Source organism: Bacillus cereus group sp. N24 (assembly GCF_016483345.1).
GTDB classification, from domain to species: domain Bacteria; phylum Bacillota; class Bacilli; order Bacillales; family Bacillaceae_G; genus Bacillus_A; species Bacillus_A toyonensis.
Genome location: NZ_JAEHCA010000001.1, coordinates 479029 through 501040 on the forward strand (window position 1 = coordinate 479029; position 22012 = coordinate 501040).

Genomic DNA, 22012 nt, shown 5'->3' on the forward strand with positions numbered 1-22012 from the left:
CTTTCCTTCCCATTCTTTGTCAGATCTTTTCACTCTAACACGATTATTTTCATGTGTAAAATAGAAAAAGGCATGATTTCTCATGCCTTTTTCTCAAACTGAAACAAATTTCCGTCTTTTAAACTTCGAACAAATCGACAACATTGCATCATCGATAATACGACGACAGCCATCATAATTATACTAACAACTGCTATTGCATATATTGTAATTGGTGCACTATTTATTCCTTGTATCCCTGCTATTTTCATAAAGATAATCGTGAATAATTTCAAAAATAACATCCCATGAACTAGACCGAAAACAAACGCTGCTCCATAAATGAATAATTGCTCCTGACATAATAAACATAGTATTTCATTTCTTTTCATATTCCCTACTACATAAGATTTAAATTCCTCTCTCCTCACTTGCAGAAGAGAATTCGTCATTTTATACGTAATAAAAATACATATAAAAATCAATACAATAAACAACGTGTAAAAACACATTTGAAACAAAAATGTTGCCCCTACTTTCCCAGCCGCTAGTTCATTAAATTGTAGCGACATCATAAAAAACAAAATTGCAGTACACATGGCAATCCACATGAATTGCTTTATCCTTTTGGCAGCAAATGTTCTTATATTTTTTCTCGCTAACCGACATAAAGACATAAATTTCTTCCCCTACCTTATAACATACGCATTCTATACTACTAGTGTATAAAAATATGACATTACAAACATCGCACTATAATCTGAATCTTTTCTAAGTCTTTAGTCCTAGAAAGGCAAATGGGAATTTATTCATATTTAAATTATAATTGTAAAAAGAGGAGGGTTTATACTATGCGTATAAACGTATTATTTATCTTATCTTTACTTTTCTTTACTAGTTGTAACCAAATAAAAAATAATGAAGTTGCTTCTGTAGAAGCTTACAAGTTAACAAAGGAACAGTCTTCTATTTTACAAATGACGCCTATTCAAGAAGGAAATAGTATGTTTTATAACGTTACACTTAATAATGATAAAGATGAAATAAATGCTACGATTGATTATTATCAAAATGGTAAAAAAGTAAAAGAGATTACTAACATCGCTTCATCACATTTTCTAGAAAAGAAAATAAAACTCTCTTTCATACCACCACATTTCCAATTTGATAAAGATGTAGAAGAAAAAGGTCAATGGTATATTAATATTGACGGTGGTTCAACGCTTGCTCCTGAAGAAGCACCTCTAGGTGTAAATAGTTCTGTAACTACTACAATTCAATCTGCAAAAAATTTAAGATATAATCAGAAAACAATTTTAGCTACTGTAATCCAAACAAGTAAAGAAACTGTAAGCGTCCCTACAATTGATGAAGAAACAGGTATTGACCTACTCTTAAAAGAAAATGAACACGTTTATCTTTTCAGTATCGAGCTAAAAAAAGAAAAATAAAACGGAAATGCACTTAAGCTGCATTTCAGTTTTATTGTTTAATAAGGTGTACTTTTATATATTCGAATTAAATCTATTTACCGTTACTAATATTACTCATCTTCTACTTCTATTCGTTTCTTCTCTCTTGCAATTTTTAAAAACTCTAACAGCTCTGGATTACTATTCATTTTTTTATAAGCTACCGACATTTCTGCAACAAAATTAGAATCATATAACTCTTTATATACAACTTCTGTTTTATATAATTTATTTGCCGATACAGGGATTACTGTAATCCCAATCCCTGCTGCTACAAGCCCCATAACTGTTTGATATTCTGTTGCTTCTTGTACAATTTGGGGACTAAAGCCAACCTCTCGACAAAGAGATAAAATTGTATCATACAACGCCGGCCATACTGGTCTCGTAATAAATACAAACGGTTCATCGCGTAAATCTTCTATATGTATTTCATCTTTCTCTGCAAGTGGATGTGCCTTTGGCAAACATAAAGTACAAGATAACCTTTGAATTGGTTCTAACTCTAATAATTGTGTTGAAATTGGCGGCCGTAAAAATCCAATATCAATACGATTATCATGAAGTGCATGCACTTGATCTGGTGTAGATAATTCATGTAATGCGACAGACACTCTCGGAAATTTCTTTCTATACTCCCTGACGATAGACGGTAAAATATCATATATCGCCGCACCTACAAAACCAATTGAGAGTGATCCAACTTCTCCCCTTTGCGCACTTTGTGCAACTTCTACTGCTTTTTCAATTTGCTCAAACGCTTTTTTTACTTCTTTTAAAAACATTTCTCCTGCTTCTGTTAATTCAACCTTTCTCTTCGTTCTTGAAAATAACAGAACTCCCATTTCTTTTTCTAATTGCTGAATTTGTTGACTAAGTGGCGGTTGTGTCATTTGTAAACGAGCAGCCGCTCGTCCAAAGTGTAACTCTTCTGCCACAACAACAAAATATTGCAAATGCCGTAATTCCATTTTAGACACCCTTTTCACTTTCAATTAATACGTCTAATATATTAATAACATATAATTTATATATTAGACAAATATTTTGAATGAACGTATAGTAGAAATTGTTAATTCTTTTTTACAATTTTTATGTAAAAAAAGAAAGAGGTGGTTACTGTATGAAATGGTGGAAGTTAAGTGGACAAATTTTATTATTATTTTGTTTCGCTTGGACAGGTGAATGGATCGCAAAACAGGCACACCTCCCAGTTCCAGGAAGTATAATCGGTATTTTTTTATTATTAATTTCATTAAAATTTAACCTAGTTAAAAAAGAGTGGATACAGGACGGAGCAGACTTTTTATTAAAAGAACTTATTTTATTTTTTATTCCTTCTGCAGTCGCTGTTATTCGTTACAAAGATACACTATCACAATATGGAATCGATCTCATTTTAATTATTATGATTAGTACACTTTGTGTTACTCTCGTAACAGGACTATTAACAGAATTGCTACTTAAGCGGAAAGGATCAACGCAATGATCGGCTTTCTTTGTTTACTATTAACACTATTGACATATTGGATATCTAAAAAAATGTATCAACGTTGGAATTGGAGCTTACTTTCTCCTCTCCTTGTCTGTCCCATTATTTTAATCGCTTTATTGCTTGGACTAGACACATCTTATGAAACATATGAATCTGGTGGTCAATGGCTAACAGAATTATTAAAACCTGCAACAGTTGCTTTTGCATGGCCAATCTATAAATACTTTGATTTATTAAAGAAACACGGAATCGCCATCTTACTTAACGTCATCGTTGGTTCATTTTTATCAGTTATTACTTCGGCACTACTAGCAAATTATTTTCAAATTGATTCGTCACTAGAACATAGTTTAGCACCGCATATTGTAACGACACCAATCGCAATGGCTATTTCAGAAATGATTGGTGGCATGTCACAATTAACAGCTGTATTTGTCGTTTTAACTGCCTTAACAGGAGCATTACTCGGCCCTTCCCTTATACGTATTTGCCGCATTAAAACCGCGCTCGCAAAAGGTATTATGTTAGGAACGAGCGCAAATGGAACTGGTACATCAAAAGCATTCGAAATCGGCCCTGTTGAAGGAACAATCGCAAGTTTATCCATGCTTTTAACAGCGGGTGCTAGTTTAGTTATCGTTCCGCTTCTCTTATCTTGGATACATTAAAAAGCAAGTATTTACATACTTGCTTTTTCATTTATATATTGGCATATTAACTCGTAATCCTCCGGAAAAGCTAACGATAATTTTTCAACTTCCTGTATCCCTTTCCAGTCAATTTCATGTATTAACTCATCAGGATCTTGAATTTTCATACTACCGCCTATTTTTTTAACAAAATAATAATGAACATACACTGGAATTCCGTATGTAATACCTTCTTTTTCGTATATTTTATTTACAACTTCCACATTGTAGCCTGTTTCCTCCCAAACTTCCCTGATACAACATTCTTCTAGTGTTTCTCCCTTTTCAAGTCCTCCACTTGGTACAGACCACCTTTTTTCTTCCCCTTCTTTGCCTTGCAACACCATTAAAATTTCATTTCTGTCATTCATACATATAGCTGCCGTACCTATCCATCTCTCCATAAACATCCCTCCCCTACTAAAATTCGCCTTCTTTTTTATTTTCCCCTTGAAAAAAGAGGAAAAAAATAAAACGGTGACGAAAGAATACATCAACTTCATAGGCAGTCCCTTCTTAGAAATTAAAAACGGAAGGATGAAATTATGATTTCTAAATATGTTGTGGAATGTGTCTTTTGTGAAGAAAATCGAAAACCTCGCCAAGCTACCGTCACAGTTCCCGCCACTTCTCAACTACTAGCTATTCAAAAAGTGCGGGCTGAATGTAAACGTCGCTTTGGAAAAACGTTATTATTGCAAACAGAGGTTAAAGAAGAAATAGTTTTAGAACAAAAAGAAAGCTGACCATCAGTTGGCCAGCTTTCTTGTCCGATCATATTTTCACATGAAGATTAGGGGCATCCTCTTTAAGGATCGGGATTTTCCCATTATGTACGTTCCATAATGGTCATCGAACAATATATTTCTATGCAATTAAGTATTGAATAGAATAGGGCAAAACTTGTTCGCATTTTTAGAAAAGGGATAGGGATATAATTCAAGTAGTACTTCGAATACTCGAACTTTATACTCATAATATTAATGCAAATTCTTTTATATTGGAAATATGAATTACTTATATAATTCATTCGTAAAATATATTAATACCTTGCTATAGTAGTTTTATTCCATCAATAACATACATCCGGCTAAAACTGGCGTCATAATCATTGAAAATCTCAACAGCATGCGTGGTGCATAATTTGTAAACTTCGCACCGATATATGCTCCTAACATCGTCCCAATTAATACTTGCAATAACAATATATAATCTAAATATCCTTCCGAACTATATCCAATCCCGCCTCCAATTGCAATCGGTAATATAACAAGCATAGTCGTTCCTACAGATTGCTGTATCGTTAATCCTAAAAGAACCATTAATCCAAGTTGTATAAAAGGGGCTGAACCAATCCCGAATGAACCAGCCAACATTCCAGTAACTAATCCTAAACATATACATTTCATCAAGTTGTTTTTTGAAAGTTTTTTCTGTCCACATAAGGGTGGCTTTTGCTTATTTCGAGACATAATCAATTTAATAAACATAAAAATTGCTGATAAAAATAACATCCCAGCTGTAAACCAATGAAGAAGATGTGCTGGTATAAGCGAACCAAACTTTGAACCGATATAAGAACCAAGCGCTCCAAATCCACCAACAATCCCGCCTATCATAAGTACAACATTTCCTTCACGATAATGACTTATAACTCCAGATAACGTCGTAAATGCCATAGCAGTTAAAGATGTTGCAAGTGCAACGTGAATAGGAATATGAAATACTAAAGTGAGTATCGCGATAATAAATCCAGCTCCCCCTGCTCCAACAAATCCTAATAAAATACCCATTAATAACATCGTTATAATAATTGCCACATACTCTCCCTCCAGTATCCCAATTATCTACTATACGCCCTCTTCCATACAAATAAAAAGCATCCTATCCGGATGCTTTCACTACTTTTCTATATTGAAAATATGTAATCAATCTTGATTAATTAAAATAACAGCAGGACCAGCAACGACTACTCCAGCTACTTCTATCTTTTCAAATTCCTTTACTGTAATAGATATAACACCTTCTCTTTCCATCAATTCTTTACTCAGGACTTCAGTCGGTATCGTCTTCACCGTCTTACCTCCTTTTCATTTATACAATATGATAAAGCGACACTTTAATCAGTGGGGGTTTTGGCCACCCCCACTGATTATTAGCCCTCATCAACCAGGCTTTTGCGAGATAAAAACAACCCAATACATCCATATATATGCATCACCTCCACTTTCATTCCTTATTCCATCCAAAATTCATATTCCCTTTCTATAACATATTGAAACATAAAAAGAAGCTATAACATATAGCTTCTCTCTATGTTTCTTTACCCTCTCTGTACCTTATATTTCAAAACTCTACCATCTCTATCAAATTGGAAAATAAGCTGTTCACTATCTATTGGAATGAAGCCACGTTCTGTCCCAAGATAGTACAAAGTGATGACCCCTTCTTCCTCATTTCTCGTTTCAGTAGGCGTTCCTAACAATTGTGTAATTTCTTCATTTGATTTCCCTATTAATTTATATTTTTGCATGAAATCATCTACCATATGTACCCGTTTCTCTTCGTCATTTAACCACCGATCTCGATTAAAATTGGAAGTGTACTCATTCATACTTAATTGTACAGCACACACTATTAATGGAATAATCCCTACTATCATTACACGTAACATTTGTTTCTTTTCTTTATTACGACTTGTAGAAGCACGTAAGATGACTCTTTGGATCATGACTAATAAAATAAATGGCATAACTACTACAAATATACTCTTTACACTTAATGACATATGAACTATATCGATAACGAAAATAAACGCAATGTACATGACTATATACAAACAAAAATAAACATACAAAATCCCATGTAATAGAGCACCCAGAAAAATCTCCCCCTTTTTAATTCACCTGGCAAAGCATTTCTCTTATCTTTTGTAACTCTTGCGCTGTATATATTACTTCCCCTGTTAAAACTTCATTTTGGAAAAACGCTACGATTTGCTCCCTATCTTTTAATCTAGGTGTGTCCTCATTAGAAAGATCTAGTACTTCTTTACCACTCTCATTATAAAAATATACAATTGGCTTTACGTTTTCTTTTACAATATCAACTTGCAATTCTTTCAAACAATTGTATAAAATTTGAGATTGTTTCTTCGCTTTATATACTGGATTCCCTTCATTTTTCACTTGTATAGTTAACGAATCTTCACCTGTAATACATTCAAGTGTCTCTTCTTTTTTAATTTCTTGTTGATACTTACCTATTTCATCAAGCATAAATGAATATATACTAGCATTCTCTTTCGTTACACCATGAATTAATTTTCCTGTCCACTCTCTCGTCTCAAGTAAATACATACCAGTTTTATATAAGATAAGATGATGGATTCGAATATCGTTTATTCCAAGTTTATCTCTAATAAAAACATTCGGCATAATATGAAATTCATCTTCTTGTATGATTTCTTGTTCTAAAAATCCTTGCTTCATATAATGTAATGTTTCATGCGTATTTACTTCAGCGCTATTTTTAGTATATTCTCGTAAATCTGCAATTAACTTTTGAAACATATGTATTTCATTACTATGTTTATCTTGCATTTCACTACGTTCTTTACTATGTTGCATAGCTAATTGATTTTTCATCATACGCATATTTTCAAGTTCTCTAGCTGTACTAACTTGTAAATCATTATACTTTTTCTGTTCCATATTTTTTAACGTATTTTGTTGCTCTTTATGTTCTGTAACCGTGGCTGCAATTTCACTTTCATACGTTTCAATCGCTTGCTTTTTTTCAAATTCCACCTGCTGGCTCTCTGATTCCAACTGTTTATTTTTATAAAACAGTACGAATACTGCAGCTAATAATATTAAAATTACACCTATTAGCACATAATCCATATTTTTACTCCTTTATTTCAATTTTTGATTATTTTTTATAAATATCCCCATTGTATTATACTATGCTTTTAATATACAACTTGTGAAAATTACTTTTTTCATAGAGTGACACTTTAATCAGTGTTTTGTTCTATCACCCACTCATTATTAGCCCTCACCAATCGGCCTTTTACGGGCAACTCCCACCTATCTTCCTCGCATTCGCCGAGATTCTTACTGCCTGCAAATCGCGAGATAAAAGGTATCTCAGGCGAGATACCTTTTACGTTGACTTTATTATACACCATACTGAATATAACTCGAATCATAATATATCCATTCATTTCCACCTAATCCGAGCCAGCCATCTTGCTTACACCATACTCGATATGCCTCACCATGATGTAACTGTCTTATAACATTTCCACTTAATGATGGAGCATCCCGTAGATTCACATTGTCACCAGTAATAGTCGCCACATAATGTTTATACTGAATATAACTCGAATCATAGTATATCCATTCATTTCCACCCAAAGCAAGCCAACCATCTTGTTCGCTCAAAACTTCATATGATTCACCTCGATTTAGCTGGCGAATTACACTAGATTGTAAAGATGGTCCAGTCCGTAAATTTACATTATCGCCATTAATTACAGCAACACCGTAAACTGGAGTTGCATTATTAGGCGGAGAAACATTCCCTCCACCACTCGATCCATTCCCTTGCAAAGCTTCTAATGAAACTGCTGCTGATACATCACAATTTCCTACACCTGAAATTTGACCAGAATCAGTGTATTGCCACGCTGTCCACTCTGTCCATCCACCAGCATCAGCAGGCGGTGTACTAGAATATCTAGCAATCCAAAGTGGAATATCACTTAACCCGTTAATTCCAAACTCATTAATATACCAAACTCCTGTATATAACATTACATTTTTTCCAGTAGCCTGTTTCACATAATTTATGAAACTTCTTGCCCAATTAGATATAGCGGTACCAGTTAAATTACTATTACTCGGATCTGTTGGTGACTCTAAATCTAGAACTGGCATTAAGTCTGTTTGATTGCTTTGTAATATACTCACAAAATATTTCGCTTCTGAAATTGCATCATTTTGTTCTGGATGTGCAAAATGGTATGCACCGATTAATACATTCGCATTTCGTGCCGCTTGTACATTTTGAACAAAAGTAGGATCAAGATAATTTACACCTTCTGTCGCTTTTGCATATGCTGCTGGAATGCCAGATGCCTTCACTGCATTCCAATCAATACTCCCTTCCCAATGAGACACATCGATAAACGTAACATTTGAACTCGATCTGTTTTGCATATAAAATCTCCTATCAAATTTTTTCATTCCGTATACATACAATATGTACAACTTTACTAAATGGACACGACATGTATGCTATAAAAACAAAGAGTAAATATATTTTATATACAAAGTAAAAAAGACCTTGTATATTACAAGGCCTTTTGCAAGCTTCCTTTATTTTGTAGTAAATACATATTATAATACAACCCTTGCTCACTCAGTAACTCTTGATGTGTTCCCCTTTCTACTATCTCTCCATCATGCATAACGAATATTTGATCTGCATCTTGAATTGTAGATAACCTGTGAGCAATCGCTATCGTCGTTCTACCTTTTCTCATTTGCTGCAACGCTGTTTGAATAGCCTCTTCTGTTTCTGTATCGATATTAGCTGTTGCCTCATCTAATACTAACACTTTCGGATTAGTTGCTATCGTTCTAGCAAAAGCAATTAATTGTCGTTGACCACTAGAAAATGCAGCTCCTCTTTCTACTACTTCTGTTTCATACTGCTTTGGTAATTTTTCAATAAACGTATTGGCTTGCACAAATTGCGCAGCTTCTTTTACTTCTTCATCTGTAATTTCTTCATTGTACATACGAATATTTTGCTTTACATTTCCTGCAAATAAAAATGCATCTTGCAATACGAGTCCTATTCTCTTTCTAATTTCTCGTTCTTCAAATTTCTCTAAATCTACACCGTCTATTACAATGTTTCCCGACTTAATATTATAAAATCGCATTAGTAAATTCATAATGGTACTTTTTCCGCTACCAGTATGCCCAACAAAAGCAACCGTTTGCCCTTGTTTCACATGAAAAGATACATTTTTTAAAACATCACGCTTTCCATCATACGAAAAAGTAACATTTTTAAATTCAATATCTCCATTAACTACTTGAGGATTCCCATCCCCTTTTTGAACCGGCGCTAAATCTTTCTCATCTATTAAATGAAATACACGTGATGATGAAACAAGTGCCTGTTGGAAAAATGATAATTTCATCATCATCTCATTTACAGGTTGGAAGAAACGATGAATATAGTTAACAAACGCATATAAAACTCCTACTTCAACGGGACTCTTTAAAGCGTCAATTCCGAATAAACCAAGTACTAATGCAATTGCTACAATATGAACTAAATCCGTTGCTGGACGTAAAAGTAATGCGTCTAACTTTAACGTGCGTCGTCCTGCACTATAATGTTTATTATTCACTTCTTCAAATTCTTTTCTCATACGTTTTTCTTGTCTGAATACTTGAACAATATTCATTCCTTGAATGGACTCATTTAACTTCGCATTTAATACGCTTAATTGATTACGTACTTCTAAATAAAAAGCTGCACTTTTGCGGCGATATAGCACCATAATAGCAAACATAATTGGAATTAATATAAGAGAAAATAGTGCTAATTTTACATCTAATAAAAACATCGCCACTAAAATCCCTACTAAAAACACTACATTTTTTACGAATGTTGATAGTACACTTACATAAAAATCCTTAATCGCTTCCGTATCATTTGTTATGCGAGATACGAGTGTACCTATCGGCGTACGATCAAAGAAACTTAATGACAATTTTTGAACGTGTTCATACACTTCAACTCGCATATCTTGAACAATCTTAAAAGCTATATTTTGAAAGTACAATAAATCTAAATACGTAAATAATACTTTTAATAAATGTGCAATTATATACACTACAAATAGAGTAACAAGTGCTGATTGATCAAAGTTACGCGGTACTAAATGTTCATCAAGAAATTGTTTAATTAAAAAAGGACCCATCATTTCAGTTACAGTTGCACCAACTAGGAATAAAAATGCTAATGCTAATAACCTTTTATATGGTCTCATATAAGAAAGTAATCTTCTTAAATCACTCCGCTTTTTCTCAGCCATCATACGCCTCCTTTCTCTACTAACGCCTCTAGTTGCTGGCTTTCGTACATTTCTTTATACCAACCATTTTCTCCCATCAATTGTTCATGTGTTCCTCGTTGCACTACCGCTCCTTCATCAATCACAAGAATAATGTTTGCATGCTGAATTGCACTTAAACGGTGTGCAGTAATAATCGTCGTTTTTTCTGCTCTTTCCCGTTTCAATGCGGATAATATAGTTTCTTCTGTTTTTGCATCGACAGCTGATAAACAATCATCTAAAATTAAAATTTCAGCATTCGTTAATAAAGCACGCGCAATTGAAATCCGCTGTTTTTGACCTCCTGATAGTGAAACACCTCTTTCACCTACTACCGTATCATACCCTTCTGAAAATTGAACGATATCATTATGAATACAAGCAATTTCAGCAGCACGCGCAATTTCTTTATATGTAGCATCGACCTTTCCGAATGCAATGTTCTCTCCAATACTCGCTGAAAATAAAAAATGATCTTGCGGCACGTATGAAATTGCAGAACGTACACCATGAAGTGTTACATCTCGAATATCCCGTTCACCAACTTTTAATTCACCATTAAAATGATCATATTCTCGAATTAAACATTTTAACAACGTCGTCTTCCCTGCACCGGTACGTCCCACAATACCTAGCGTTTCACCTTTTCTTAAATTAACATAAATATCTTTTAAGTTTAATAGTTCATTTTTCTTATAAGAAAATGAATCAATAGCAAATGAAACATCACCACTTGCTATAGTATTTATAGCGTTTTCCTTATTTACTACATCTGAAGTTTGTGAAAGTATTTTCTCCACACGATCATACGAAGCGCGTCCACGTTCCATAATATTAAACAACCATCCAAAAGCTAACATTGGCCATACAAGAGTCCCTAAGTATGTTGTAAACGTTACTAGCTCTCCTACAGTTAATTCGCCCCGTACTACTAATAAAGATCCGTAACAAACTGCAATTAAAAACGAAAACCCGACAATAAGTGCAATCGTTGGATCGAATAACGAGTCAATACGCGCGACTAACATATTTTTATGTACGACATCTTCTGATTTCTTCCGAAATGCTTCCAAATCCTCTTTCTCTTGTCCAAGCGAGCGAATCACCTTCATCCCACTCATACTTTCTTGTACTTTATCATTGATTTCAGAAAACGATTGCTGCGCTTTATGAAATCTTCTATGCAATAAAGTTCCATAATAATTTGTAGAAATCGCTACAATTGGCATCGGAATTAAACTTAATAATGTCAACTTCCAACTAATTGTAAACCCCATCGCTACAAGTACACATCCTCCAACTGCTAATGAGTCAACAAGTGTTAAAACACCCGATCCAGCAGTTTGCTGAATTGCCTGAATATCATTGGTCGCATGTGCCATCAAATCGCCTGTACGACGTGATTGATAGAAAGTTGGACTCATCTTTGTAAAATGTTCATATAAATTCTTTCGTAATTGACGGGCTAATTTTAAAGAAGATCCAAAAATCATAATACGCCACAAATAACGCAATATGTACATAGTAATCCCTACAACAACTAACAGAATAACCCACTTCAACAATTTTTCAGATGTTAATGTTCCATTATTAATTTCATCTACTACAATACCTAGTACTTTCGGGGCTACAAGTTCAAGAAGCGCGACACCAAATAACATAATAATCCCGATTATGTACGCTCGTTTCTCTTGTTTAAAAAACCAAGCTAAATTAAAAAATACTTTCATATTTATCCTCCTCCCTTAAAATGAGCGATGTTTTCAGTTTAACAAAAATACAGAATTTTTAAAAGTTTTAAACACTTTAAAATTCCAATAGGAAAGGGCACTCTTATCGAGTGCCCTTTAGCGCTTATTTTGTTTGTTGCTTGCTCATCGCGCTCATCATTTGATTGATCTTCTTTTGGGAAGGTTTTTGTCCCATTTGCATCATCATCATTTTTAACATTTGTTCATTAATTGGTGGATTTTTTTCTAAGTAGTTCATCATGTATTTGCGGGCAATGAAAAATCCTAACGCCACGCCTGCTACTAGTGCTACTACGCCCACTAGAATACCTAACCAAATTGGCATATATTTTCCTCCTTCATGTTGTCTACCTTACAGTGTACTAAAACCTTTTCAATAAGACAAGATAGAATTCGACATTTTTTACACATATGTTCGTACTTGTTTTAAAGGATTCAACCATCCGTACTTTGTATTTTCATAATCCATAGCTAAAAATGTTAGTTCACACTTTCTTAACACCTCAAAGAAAGTCGTTTCCATAGAGACATTTCCAGAGGTATTCATGCGAATATAGTGTGGTTTCACCATTATTTCGCCATATTCCGCTCCCGTAAAAAGTGTATGCGTATGATGTGTTCTATCATATTTACCAAGAACCCGCAAAGCTTGCTCTAATTTATGATGAATTTTCATTACTTGTAATGGCATCGTTATATACATCATTTGTTTATATAACACTTTTTGCTCCGAAAGGGACCCAGATTCTGAAAATCGAGCAAATAAATCAAAAAACAAATATTCACGACCAAAATAAGCTTTCGCAATATCCTCTTGAATTAAATACAATTCATACGTTTTCATTTTCAGCCTCCCAATCTGGACAACCTTTTCTCTTCATTATATAGAAGAAGATTTGCAATGATTGTCTGACTGCGGAGAGATAAAAAACTTTTTCTGTCGAAAAAACTCATTTACATAGAAAAACCTCTCCATGCCGGAGAGATTTTTCTAAAATCATTAAAGCATTTCTTTTACTTTACGAACAACGTTCTCTACAGTAAATCCATACTCTTCCATAATCTTCTCACCAGGAGCAGAAGCACCGAATGTATCGATACCTAACACATCTCCTTCAAGACCTACGTAACGGTGCCATCCGAATGTAGCACCCATTTCGATTGCGAAACGTTTTGTTACTGCTTTTGGTAATACAGATTCTTTGTACTCAGCAGTTTGAGCTTCAAAGCGATCCATAGATGGCATGCTGACAACAGCTGCGTCAACGCCGTCTACTGCTAACGCTTTTTGTGCTTCAACAGCTAGACTTACTTCAGATCCAGATGCAAGTAAAATTACATCAGCTGTTTCTTTCTTGCTTGCAGAAACTACATATGCACCTTTTGCAACTTTTTCATACGTATCGTCTTTTGCGCCTTCTAATGTTGGAAGGTCTTGACGAGTTAATACTAAAGCAGTTGGTGTTTTTGTAGATTCTAAAGCTAATCTCCAAGCCGCAACAGATTCGTTACCGTCAGCTGGACGAATAACAGATACATTTGGCATTGCACGAAGCGCTGCTAATTGCTCAACTGGCTCATGTGTTGGACCGTCTTCACCAACAGCGATACTGTCGTGTGTGAATACATACGTTACTGGCAATTGCATTAATGCTGCAAGACGAATTGCTGGACGTAAGTAGTCAGAGAATACGAAGAACGTACCACCGTAAGTTTTTAAACCACCATGTAGTGCAATACCGTTCATTGCTGCACCCATTGCGAATTCACGTACACCGTACCAAATGTTTTTACCGCTGTAATCTTCTCTTGTAAAGTCTTTTTCGTTATTCATGTATGTTTTGTTAGAACCAGCAAGGTCAGCAGATCCACCGAAGAATGATGGTACAGACTCTGCAATTGCATTAATTACAGCACCTGAAGAATTACGTGTTGCTGCTTTTGATCCTAATTCATAAGTTGGTAAGCTTTGTTCCCAACCTTCTGGAAGAAGACCGTTCATTGCTGCTTGCAGTTCGTTTGCTAATTCTGGATATGCTTGTGCATATTCACCTAACATCGTGTTCCAAGCTGCTTGCGCTGTTTCACCAACATCTTGTACTGTTTTACGGAAGTTGTCATATACTTCTTCTGCTACATGGAAGTCTTGTTCAGCAGTCCAAGCGTATGCTTCTTTCGTTAATTTTGTTTCGTCTACACCAAGTGGAGAACCGTGTGAAGCTGATTTTCCTGATTTGTTTGGAGAACCGAAACCAATTGTCGTTCTTACTTCAATTAGCGTTGGGCGTTTTTCGTCAGCTTTCGCTTCTTCAATTGCTTTCGCGATTGCTTCAATATCGTTTCCATCCTCAACACGGATTATTTGCCATCCGTATGCTTTGTAACGATCTTCTACACTTTCAGAGAATGAACGATTTAAATCGCCATCTAATGAAATATCGTTTGAATCGTAAAGCACAACAAGACGACCTAATTGTAAATGAGCAGCTAATGAAGATGCTTCAGCAGAAACGCCTTCCATTAAATCTCCATCACCACAAATAGCGTATGTATGATGATCTACTACATTATACGCATCACGGTTATATTTAGCCGCTAAATGTCTTTCAGCCATTGCCATACCTACAGCAGTTGCAATACCTTGTCCAAGTGGACCAGTAGTTGCGTCTACACCTGCAGTATGACCGTACTCAGGATGTCCTGGAGTTTTACTTCCCCATTGACGGAAGTTCTTTATGTCATCCATTGTTACATCATAACCAGATAGGTGAAGTAGGCTGTATAATAACATTGAACCATGACCTGCAGATAATACGAAACGATCGCGGTTAAACCACGTTGGGTTATTTGGATTATGTTTCATAAATTGAGTCCATAATGTATAAGCCATTGGTGCTGCACCCATTGGCATTCCTGGGTGACCAGAGTTTGCTTTTTCAATCGCATCGATGGATAATGTGCGAATCGTGTTGATAGAAAGTTGTTCGATTGAATGTGACATGCTATTCTTCCCTTCGCTTATATTAGTAAACGTTTTATACATTTATATGATAGCTTCCCACGCAAGATTATACAACATGTATCGACAAATATGTTGATGTTTTTTTGATTTTTTATAAAAAAACCAATGATTTCGGGAATGTATGGGTATTCAATATGACATACTTTTTTATTATTTTTATTTTAAAAAGAAAGGGAATTATCTGTATATTTATACAAATGTACAGACTTCTTTTAATAAATACTTAAAAAGACAAAAAAGCATCTGACTTCGATGCTTTTAAAATAAGTTAAACAATCCGTTTTCGAATCGAACTTGAAATAAAATCGATTATAATTACCATTAGAATGATGCCCAATAAAATAATTCCCACACGAGACCAATTCCGTGAACTTAATGCAAAAATTAATGGCGTACCAATACCACCTGCTCCAATTACACCTAAAATCGCAGCGGATCTTACATTAATTTCGAACCTGTATAACGTATACGATAGAAAATCTGGTAACACTTGTGGTAATACTGCATACCAAAGTATTTGAAACCGATTTGCACCTGTTGCTATTAACGCCTCGGTCGGTCCCTTATCTATATTTTCAATTCCTTCCGAATATAGTTTCCCTAACATTCCGATAGAGTGTAATCCCAAAGCTAGAACTCCGGCAAAAGAGCCTGGTCCAACAGCTTTTATAAATAAAAGAGCCATAACTAATTCAGGAAATGTACGAACGAAACTAAGTACAAATTTCCCAGCACCTGAAGTTAATTTTCCACTGCTCATATTTGTTGCTGCCCAAAAAGCAAATGGAACAGATAAAAAAGCAGAAATAAATGTACCTAATATCGCAATTGCCAATGTATCAATCAACCCATGTAATAAATCTTCACCATCAGGCAAAGATACATACGACCAATCTGGGTTCAACACGCCTGTCATAATTGCTTTTGTAATTTCTCCCGCTGTATTCTTTATTCCCTCAAGTGGGACACCTGAAAAGGCCCATACATATATAACTGTTAGTGCTATAAAAACAATCCAGCGATTTACACTCGGTTTCTTCGGTTTTGGTACGATTATCGTCGTTTTACTCATTATAATTTCTCCCGCAACAATGTACTTATGTAATCAATTAACAATACAACAACAAGGGTATAAATAATAATGGAAGCAGTTTGTTGATATTGTAAAAATCCAAGTGTACGATCATAATATAAACCAATGCCACCTGCTCCTACTAAACCTAGAACGGCTGCGGCACGTACATTCACCTCAAATGTATAAAGTACGTAGGAAACAAAGTGCGCTTTCACTTGCGGAATGACCCCATAAACAATCCATTGCACCTTATTCGCTCCTACAGCTGTCATCGCTTCTAATGGACCTGGATCAATTGATTCAATTGACTCATACAATAATTTCGCTACGAGCCCAACCGAGAAACAAGTAAGAGCCAAAATACCTGGAAGTGGTCCTATTCCAAAAATCGCTACAAAAATAGCCGCTAATAATAAATCTGGTATCGTTCGTATAAAATTTAAAATCAATCGAGCTGGACCGTACAAAAATACACTAGTAAATACATTACTTGCTGCAAATAGTGCAAGTGGAATGGCTAAAATCGCTCCTAAAGTCGTTCCAATAATCGCCATGCGTATTGTATCTAACATTGCTGTTGTAATAACTTGAAAATAACTCCAATCTGGTGGCACCATTTCCTTCAATAAATCCATCATATTTGGAAAACCAACTACTAGTTTTGAAAATGATGCGTCGACCTGTACACTACTACCCCACAACAGTAAAATAACTAGAATAACCGTTAACATATGTTTCAATTTACTCGGCGGCTTCGGTATCGATTTCGAATATATCGTCACGTCATTCATTTAGCTGCCACCTCTAATAGTGAGCTTTTCTGAGCTACGTCCCCATAAATTTCAGCAAATTTTTCATCCGTTGCCTCATCTACTACACCATCAAAAACAATTTCACCTGCATGTAATCCAATAATGCGTGTAGCATATTGCCTCGCTAAATCAATAGAATGTAAGTTTACAATTGTCGTTATTCCAAAATCTTCATTAATTTTTTTCAAATCATCCATTACTTGCTTTGTTGTCAGTGGGTCTAACGAAGCAACAGGCTCATCTGCCAATATAATTTTCGCTTCTTGTGCCAATGCTCTAGCAATCGATACACGTTGCTGTTGTCCTCCTGATAATTCATCTGCTCGTGCATATGCTTTTTCTAAAATATTTACCCTATTCAAAGCCTGAAATGCAAGTTCCAAATCTTCCTTCGGAAACAAGCCTAACGTTGTACGTAATGTCGAATGATATCCAACACGCCCGGCTAATACATTCTTCAGTACCGTGGATCGCTTTACAAGGTTAAAGCTTTGAAAAATCATACCAATATCTCGGCGCATGCGTCGTAACTCTTTGCCTTTTGCAGCAGTAATAGACTCACCTTCAATAATAATTTCTCCTTCTGTAATCTCATGAAGGCGATTTACTGATCTGAGGAGTGTAGATTTTCCAGCCCCAGATAGCCCGACCATTACAACAAATTCACCTTTTTGAATTTTTAAATTTATGTTTTTCAATCCTTTCGTACCATTTGGATACACTTTGGAGACATTTTGAAACTCTATCACACATCTTACCTACCTTCTATGTATTATCAATAACTGAAAAACGGCAAACTAACTGAAATCACACACTTTCCAGTTAGTCGCCATTTCCATATGTATTATTGTGTTTTCACTTTCTTTCCATAGTCACGAACGATATCAAATTTACTATCATCAGATTTCACATATCCTTCGTGTGAGTATACCTCTTTAATGATTTTGTGCCCTTCTTCATTCTTTCCTATTTCAATGAAAGCATCTTGTAATTTCTTGCTCCACTCCGCATCTAAATCAGAACGTACAGAAATCGTATCGTTTGGAATTTTCTCCGTAAATTTTACTATTTTCGTTTGATCGAATATATTCGGATAATCTTTTTTTACAATATTACGAGCATCTTGGAATACAACAGCTGCATCAACATCACCATTTAAAAGAGCAATAAGTGACTGATCATGACCTTTTAATGTAACAGGTTTCACATCCTTTAGCGGATCGACTCCCTCTTTTAACAATACAGCTGCAGGCCATACATACCCTGCTGATGATGTTACATCTTGATAACCAATTTTTTTACCCTTTAATTCTTTTACACTGTTAATATTAGAATCTTTCTTAACAACAAACTCTGATTTATAAAAATCTACTAAGTCCTTTGTGGGAGCTCCAGTTTCATCATCTACCCCAAAACGTTGCGCCTGTAATATTACGTTTGCAGCCTTTTTCTCATGCGCTAACACATACGCTGTTGGAGGTAAAAATCCTACATCTACTTGTTTTGATGCCATAGCTTCTACAATTGTATTGTAATTCGTTGAAATACTAACTTTTACCGGAATGTTTAATTTATCACTTAATAGTTTTTCCAATGGTTTTGCTTTTGCCTCTAACGTATCTGCATTTTGAGAAGGAACAAATTGAACATTTAACGTCTTCGGTACATAACCTTTTTTCGTATCCTCATTTTTACTTGCACTTGATTCCTTCGTTCCACAGCCACTTAATAACCCCGCTGCTAGTACAACTGTTGTGCTCATTGCAAAAACTTTTTTCAACATGTGAATGCCTCCATTTTTCGTTGTTATAAAATAACCTTCCGTAAACATGAAGAAATATATCACATATTTTTACAAACAATTACTTATTTACAGAATCTTTACACATTCTATACATTCTCATTAAAATTCTTTTCATATATTTGATATGATTAATTGAAAGATAACAATAGAAAAGGTGAATGGTATTGAATCAAAATCAAATTGTAACTTTAAATATTTTATTAACAAGCGATGTACATGGTACTGTGTATCCAATTCACTACCAAGATAACTCCAAAGCAGAAATTGGTTTAGCTAAAATTTCTACTCTTATAAAAAAAGAACGTTCCAAAAATACAAACGTTCTTTTAGTTGATAACGGTGATTTCATACAAGGAACACCATTAACTTATCATTACGCTACATACGAAAAAGATAAGAAAAATCCAATGTCCTTATTGGCCAACTATTTAAATTATGATGCTGCAATTATCGGCAATCATGAATTTAATTATGGAATGGATATATTAAATCATGCTGTAGAAACTGCAAACTTCCCGTACTTATCAGCAAACATTTTAGATAAAAACATAAAAGAACCTTATTTCGGGAAACCCTATATAATAAAACATATTGAATCAAATATAAAAATTGCTATTTTAGGGGCAACAACACATTACATCCCGAATTGGGAACAGGCCCATCATATTAAAGATTTACTATTTGAAGATGCATTAGAAACAATAAAAAAGTGGGTTCCTTACATCCGTAAACATGAGCAGCCCGATTTACTAGTCGTAGCCTATCACGGGGGATTTGAACGCGATTTTCAAACAGGAGTACCGACTGAAGTTTTAACAGGTGAAAACCAAGGATACGCAATGTATGATGAAATTGATGGTATAGATATTTTACTAACAGGCCACCAACACCGAGAAATTGCTCAAACTTTAGATAATGGTGTAACAATTTTACAGACCGGATGCAATGGACACTCCGTTGGAAAGGTAAAAGTAATATTCGAAAAAACAGAACAAAAATGGGTAAAGAAAAATAGTTACGCACAATTATTGCCTGTGCAAGGAATCGAGGCCGACAAAGATGTTCTTTCCTTGGTCGCCGATTATGAAGAGAAAACACAAAAATGGCTTGATCAGCCTATTGGCATCATTCATGGAGACATGCGAATTTCAGATGCTATGCAAACTCGTTTGCAAGACCATCCTTTTATTGAATTCATAAATAAAATCCAGATGGATATAGCTAACGTTTCTATTTCTTGTACAAGTTTGTTTCATAATACATCTCCAGGATTCCCGAAACATGTCACAATGCGGGATATCGTTTCCAATTATATTTACCCAAACACATTAAAAGTTATTCGAGTGACTGGAGCCGATATAAAAGATGCTCTCGAACTTTCTGCTTCTTATTTCACATTAAATAAAGTTGGAGATATAATTGTTAATCCTGCATTCATAGAACCAAAACCTGCGCATTATAATTACGATATGTGGGAAGGGATTTCGTATGTATTAAACATTTCAAAACCAATTGGTGAAAGAGTAGAGTCTTTACAGTATAAAGGCGCTACACTCGATATAAATGAAGAATATGACGTTGTTATGAATAATTATCGAGCAAACGGCGGAGGGAACTTCTTCATGTTTCAAAATAAACCAGTAATAAAAGATATTCCAACAGATATGTCTGAACTTATTGCTAACTATATATTGAAGCATAAAAGAATAGAAGCAACGAGAAATAACAACTGGAAAGTTATTAAATAACAAATAAAAAAGATGGGCTTCGCCCATCTTTTAATTTAATTTTGCATTATCTTGCTTTTTTAAAGCTTTTAATTTCGCTGGTGTAACATCTGTACCTTCTTCGTTAACGACTTTAATTCCTTTAAGTTCGTTTAACATATTTTGACGAAATCCTTTTAAATATTGTTCTCGTAGCGATTGACGCTCACGTTGTTCTTCTTCAGTTAAACCTTCAGCTTTTGCTTTTTTCGCTAAGAAGTTAATGCGTTCAACGAGTTCGTGATTAAGCATCTCGAATCCCCCTTCTAATCAAAACTGATTATTATCATACAATAGTTACTCTTCTTTATCAAGCAATTGCTTTGTATACTCTACGTATCTACGATGTACAGTCGCTTTTGAAACATTATGACCAAATCCACGAAGCGTTGCCGCAATTTCTTCGAAAGTGAGTTCACTCTTGCGCAAACGTACAATTTCCTCAATTGGCACTTCTTTTTTCTCTCGCCCTACGCTTAAATGACGATTTTTCAAATTATTTTCTGGCCGATAGCCTTTTTCTACCGCGCGTTGCATACCACGTTTAATTTTCAAGTTATGAATCTTTCTTTGATATTCTTCAACAATACTAATTATATCTAATACCATCGAATCAGAATCCGACAATTGTAATTCACCATTATGCGTATGTGTATATACTTTTATTCCCTCTTTATGTAAACAATGCATTAACGCAATCTTCGCATTCCCTCTACCAAGACGTGTTTCATCTTGTATTAGAAGTGCATCAACTTGTTCATCTCGAATTGTATCTAATACTTCTAATATGCCATCACGTTCAATTGTATAGCCACTAGCCTGTTCCTCAATCACTTTTGTCACATTCATTTCATAGCGCTCAGCTAAATGCAATAATTCATCCTTTTGACGCAATAACGATGTTTCTTGTGCTTCTTTTGTTGTACTCACACGTGCATAAACAATTGCATTCATTTTGAACCCTTCTTTCTCGCTATATTTTCTCTCTAGTGTATCATAAATC

Annotated in this window: 24 protein-coding genes; 5 read left to right on the forward strand and 19 right to left on the reverse strand. The window is 34.9% G+C overall.

Annotated elements, in window-relative coordinates:
• Positions 1-80 precede the first annotated feature (80 nt).
• Positions 81-656, reverse strand: a complete 576-nt coding sequence (locus JDS95_RS02350) for an FtsX-like permease family protein (RefSeq protein WP_000050603.1) — start codon at positions 654-656, stop codon at positions 81-83.
• A gap of 174 nt (positions 657-830) precedes the next feature.
• On the opposite strand from JDS95_RS02350, the gene JDS95_RS02355 reads away from it, so the two are divergent.
• Positions 831-1430: a hypothetical protein gene (locus JDS95_RS02355; protein ID WP_001222410.1), complete on the forward strand. Its 600-nt coding sequence runs from the start codon at positions 831-833 to the stop codon at positions 1428-1430.
• A gap of 92 nt (positions 1431-1522) precedes the next feature.
• Here the strand turns inward: JDS95_RS02355 and alsR are convergent, their stop codons facing one another.
• Positions 1523-2422, reverse strand: a complete 900-nt coding sequence (alsR, locus tag JDS95_RS02360; protein WP_000423218.1) for an acetoin biosynthesis transcriptional regulator AlsR — start codon at positions 2420-2422, stop codon at positions 1523-1525.
• A 152-nt stretch (positions 2423-2574) separates the two neighbouring features.
• Between alsR and JDS95_RS02365 the strand changes: the two genes are divergently transcribed.
• Positions 2575-2940 (forward strand): CidA/LrgA family holin-like protein, encoded by a 366-nt coding sequence (locus tag JDS95_RS02365; RefSeq protein ID WP_000872363.1) that lies wholly within the window; start codon positions 2575-2577, stop codon positions 2938-2940.
• Positions 2937-3614: an LrgB family protein gene (locus JDS95_RS02370; RefSeq protein WP_199690198.1), complete on the forward strand. Its 678-nt coding sequence runs from the start codon at positions 2937-2939 to the stop codon at positions 3612-3614. Before JDS95_RS02365 ends, JDS95_RS02370 begins: the two co-directional genes overlap by 4 nt.
• 11 nt (positions 3615-3625) lie before the next feature.
• Here the strand turns inward: JDS95_RS02370 and JDS95_RS02375 are convergent, their stop codons facing one another.
• A complete protein-coding gene (locus JDS95_RS02375) occupies positions 3626-4039 on the reverse strand; it encodes an NUDIX hydrolase (RefSeq protein ID WP_000442987.1) in 414 nt (137 codons plus the stop codon).
• A gap of 141 nt (positions 4040-4180) precedes the next feature.
• Between JDS95_RS02375 and JDS95_RS02380 the strand changes: the two genes are divergently transcribed.
• A complete protein-coding gene (locus JDS95_RS02380; protein ID WP_000624210.1) occupies positions 4181-4381 on the forward strand; it encodes a DUF3903 domain-containing protein in 201 nt (66 codons plus the stop codon).
• Between the two features lie 318 nt (positions 4382-4699).
• Here JDS95_RS02380 and JDS95_RS02385 read toward each other — a convergent pair whose 3' ends face one another.
• From JDS95_RS02385 to JDS95_RS02450, 14 genes are all read right to left on the reverse strand, one after another.
• Positions 4700-5455 (reverse strand): sulfite exporter TauE/SafE family protein, encoded by a 756-nt coding sequence (locus tag JDS95_RS02385; RefSeq protein WP_000974640.1) that lies wholly within the window; start codon positions 5453-5455, stop codon positions 4700-4702.
• 108 nt (positions 5456-5563) lie between these two features.
• Positions 5564-5710 (reverse strand): BC1881 family protein, encoded by a 147-nt coding sequence (locus JDS95_RS02390; RefSeq protein WP_000849372.1) that lies wholly within the window; start codon positions 5708-5710, stop codon positions 5564-5566.
• Between the two features lie 248 nt (positions 5711-5958).
• A complete protein-coding gene (locus tag JDS95_RS02395; RefSeq protein ID WP_085450507.1) occupies positions 5959-6462 on the reverse strand; it encodes a hypothetical protein in 504 nt (167 codons plus the stop codon).
• Between the two features lie 70 nt (positions 6463-6532).
• Positions 6533-7540: a nuclease-related domain-containing protein gene (locus tag JDS95_RS02400; protein WP_000386797.1), complete on the reverse strand. Its 1008-nt coding sequence runs from the start codon at positions 7538-7540 to the stop codon at positions 6533-6535.
• Positions 7541-7816: 276 nt separating this feature from the next.
• Positions 7817-8860 (reverse strand): GH25 family lysozyme, encoded by a 1044-nt coding sequence (locus tag JDS95_RS02405; protein WP_001181410.1) that lies wholly within the window; start codon positions 8858-8860, stop codon positions 7817-7819.
• A gap of 134 nt (positions 8861-8994) precedes the next feature.
• The gene (locus JDS95_RS02410; RefSeq protein WP_000818434.1) at positions 8995-10758 is read right to left on the reverse strand and encodes an ABC transporter ATP-binding protein; all 1764 of its coding nucleotides are present in this window, start codon (positions 10756-10758) and stop codon (positions 8995-8997) included.
• A complete protein-coding gene (locus JDS95_RS02415; protein WP_000862305.1) occupies positions 10758-12509 on the reverse strand; it encodes an ABC transporter transmembrane domain-containing protein in 1752 nt (583 codons plus the stop codon). Before JDS95_RS02415 ends, JDS95_RS02410 begins: the two co-directional genes overlap by 1 nt.
• Before the next feature lie 124 nt (positions 12510-12633).
• On the reverse strand, positions 12634-12855 hold the full coding sequence (locus JDS95_RS02420) for a YneF family protein (protein ID WP_001123316.1): 222 nt from the start codon (positions 12853-12855) through the stop codon (positions 12634-12636).
• 78 nt (positions 12856-12933) lie between these two features.
• Positions 12934-13374 carry a sporulation inhibitor of replication protein SirA gene (gene sirA, locus JDS95_RS02425; protein ID WP_000860650.1) on the reverse strand — a complete coding sequence of 147 codons (441 nt, stop codon included), beginning with the start codon at positions 13372-13374 and terminating at the stop codon, positions 12934-12936.
• A 156-nt stretch (positions 13375-13530) separates the two neighbouring features.
• Positions 13531-15531 carry a transketolase gene (gene tkt, locus JDS95_RS02430; RefSeq protein ID WP_199690199.1) on the reverse strand — a complete coding sequence of 667 codons (2001 nt, stop codon included), beginning with the start codon at positions 15529-15531 and terminating at the stop codon, positions 13531-13533.
• A 289-nt stretch (positions 15532-15820) separates the two neighbouring features.
• Positions 15821-16624 carry a phosphonate ABC transporter, permease protein PhnE gene (gene phnE, locus JDS95_RS02435; RefSeq protein ID WP_000047886.1) on the reverse strand — a complete coding sequence of 268 codons (804 nt, stop codon included), beginning with the start codon at positions 16622-16624 and terminating at the stop codon, positions 15821-15823.
• Positions 16624-17418, reverse strand: coding sequence for a phosphonate ABC transporter, permease protein PhnE (phnE, locus tag JDS95_RS02440; protein ID WP_001000771.1), 795 nt, complete (start codon positions 17416-17418; stop codon positions 16624-16626). The genes phnE (JDS95_RS02435) and phnE (JDS95_RS02440) overlap by 1 nt, the downstream gene beginning before the upstream one ends.
• Positions 17415-18188 (reverse strand): phosphonate ABC transporter ATP-binding protein, encoded by a 774-nt coding sequence (phnC, locus tag JDS95_RS02445; RefSeq protein WP_000569223.1) that lies wholly within the window; start codon positions 18186-18188, stop codon positions 17415-17417. Before phnC ends, phnE (JDS95_RS02440) begins: the two co-directional genes overlap by 4 nt.
• 95 nt (positions 18189-18283) lie before the next feature.
• The gene (locus JDS95_RS02450; RefSeq protein ID WP_199690201.1) at positions 18284-19222 is read right to left on the reverse strand and encodes a phosphate/phosphite/phosphonate ABC transporter substrate-binding protein; all 939 of its coding nucleotides are present in this window, start codon (positions 19220-19222) and stop codon (positions 18284-18286) included.
• Between the two features lie 185 nt (positions 19223-19407).
• Here JDS95_RS02450 and JDS95_RS02455 point away from each other — a divergent pair, with 185 nt between their 5' ends.
• Positions 19408-20991, forward strand: coding sequence for a bifunctional metallophosphatase/5'-nucleotidase (locus JDS95_RS02455; protein WP_001075251.1), 1584 nt, complete (start codon positions 19408-19410; stop codon positions 20989-20991).
• Positions 20992-21021: 30 nt separating this feature from the next.
• Here the strand turns inward: JDS95_RS02455 and JDS95_RS02460 are convergent, their stop codons facing one another.
• Together JDS95_RS02460 and JDS95_RS02465 are read right to left on the reverse strand one after the other, a co-directional pair.
• Entirely contained in the window at positions 21022-21261 is a 240-nt protein-coding gene (locus JDS95_RS02460; protein WP_000931861.1) for a DUF896 domain-containing protein, read from the reverse strand.
• Positions 21262-21306: 45 nt separating this feature from the next.
• Entirely contained in the window at positions 21307-21963 is a 657-nt protein-coding gene (locus tag JDS95_RS02465; protein ID WP_000991792.1) for a YneB family resolvase-like protein, read from the reverse strand.
• Positions 21964-22012 lie beyond the last annotated feature (49 nt).

What these genes read in the sequence shown, in the direction of transcription:
- tkt (WP_199690199.1), bottom strand. Translation starts at nt 15,531, where the DNA reads ATGTCACATTCAATCGAACAACTTTCTATCAACACGATTCGCACATTA.
- JDS95_RS02355 (WP_001222410.1), top strand. Translation starts at nt 831, where the DNA reads ATGCGTATAAACGTATTATTTATCTTATCTTTACTTTTCTTTACTAGT.
- JDS95_RS02460 (WP_000931861.1), bottom strand. Translation starts at nt 21,261, where the DNA reads ATGCTTAATCACGAACTCGTTGAACGCATTAACTTCTTAGCGAAAAAA.
- JDS95_RS02370 (WP_199690198.1), top strand. Translation starts at nt 2,937, where the DNA reads ATGATCGGCTTTCTTTGTTTACTATTAACACTATTGACATATTGGATA.
- JDS95_RS02450 (WP_199690201.1), bottom strand. Translation starts at nt 19,222, where the DNA reads ATGTTGAAAAAAGTTTTTGCAATGAGCACAACAGTTGTACTAGCAGCG.
- sirA (WP_000860650.1), bottom strand. Translation starts at nt 13,374, where the DNA reads ATGAAAACGTATGAATTGTATTTAATTCAAGAGGATATTGCGAAAGCT.
- JDS95_RS02410 (WP_000818434.1), bottom strand. Translation starts at nt 10,758, where the DNA reads ATGGCTGAGAAAAAGCGGAGTGATTTAAGAAGATTACTTTCTTATATG.
- phnE (WP_001000771.1), bottom strand. Translation starts at nt 17,418, where the DNA reads ATGAATGACGTGACGATATATTCGAAATCGATACCGAAGCCGCCGAGT.
- JDS95_RS02420 (WP_001123316.1), bottom strand. Translation starts at nt 12,855, where the DNA reads ATGCCAATTTGGTTAGGTATTCTAGTGGGCGTAGTAGCACTAGTAGCA.
- JDS95_RS02415 (WP_000862305.1), bottom strand. Translation starts at nt 12,509, where the DNA reads ATGAAAGTATTTTTTAATTTAGCTTGGTTTTTTAAACAAGAGAAACGA.
- JDS95_RS02465 (WP_000991792.1), bottom strand. Translation starts at nt 21,963, where the DNA reads ATGAATGCAATTGTTTATGCACGTGTGAGTACAACAAAAGAAGCACAA.
- JDS95_RS02380 (WP_000624210.1), top strand. Translation starts at nt 4,181, where the DNA reads ATGATTTCTAAATATGTTGTGGAATGTGTCTTTTGTGAAGAAAATCGA.
- JDS95_RS02395 (WP_085450507.1), bottom strand. Translation starts at nt 6,462, where the DNA reads ATGTACATTGCGTTTATTTTCGTTATCGATATAGTTCATATGTCATTA.
- phnE (WP_000047886.1), bottom strand. Translation starts at nt 16,624, where the DNA reads ATGAGTAAAACGACGATAATCGTACCAAAACCGAAGAAACCGAGTGTA.
- alsR (WP_000423218.1), bottom strand. Translation starts at nt 2,422, where the DNA reads ATGGAATTACGGCATTTGCAATATTTTGTTGTTGTGGCAGAAGAGTTA.
- JDS95_RS02365 (WP_000872363.1), top strand. Translation starts at nt 2,575, where the DNA reads ATGAAATGGTGGAAGTTAAGTGGACAAATTTTATTATTATTTTGTTTC.
- JDS95_RS02400 (WP_000386797.1), bottom strand. Translation starts at nt 7,540, where the DNA reads ATGGATTATGTGCTAATAGGTGTAATTTTAATATTATTAGCTGCAGTA.
- JDS95_RS02350 (WP_000050603.1), bottom strand. Translation starts at nt 656, where the DNA reads ATGTCTTTATGTCGGTTAGCGAGAAAAAATATAAGAACATTTGCTGCC.
- JDS95_RS02405 (WP_001181410.1), bottom strand. Translation starts at nt 8,860, where the DNA reads ATGCAAAACAGATCGAGTTCAAATGTTACGTTTATCGATGTGTCTCAT.
- JDS95_RS02375 (WP_000442987.1), bottom strand. Translation starts at nt 4,039, where the DNA reads ATGGAGAGATGGATAGGTACGGCAGCTATATGTATGAATGACAGAAAT.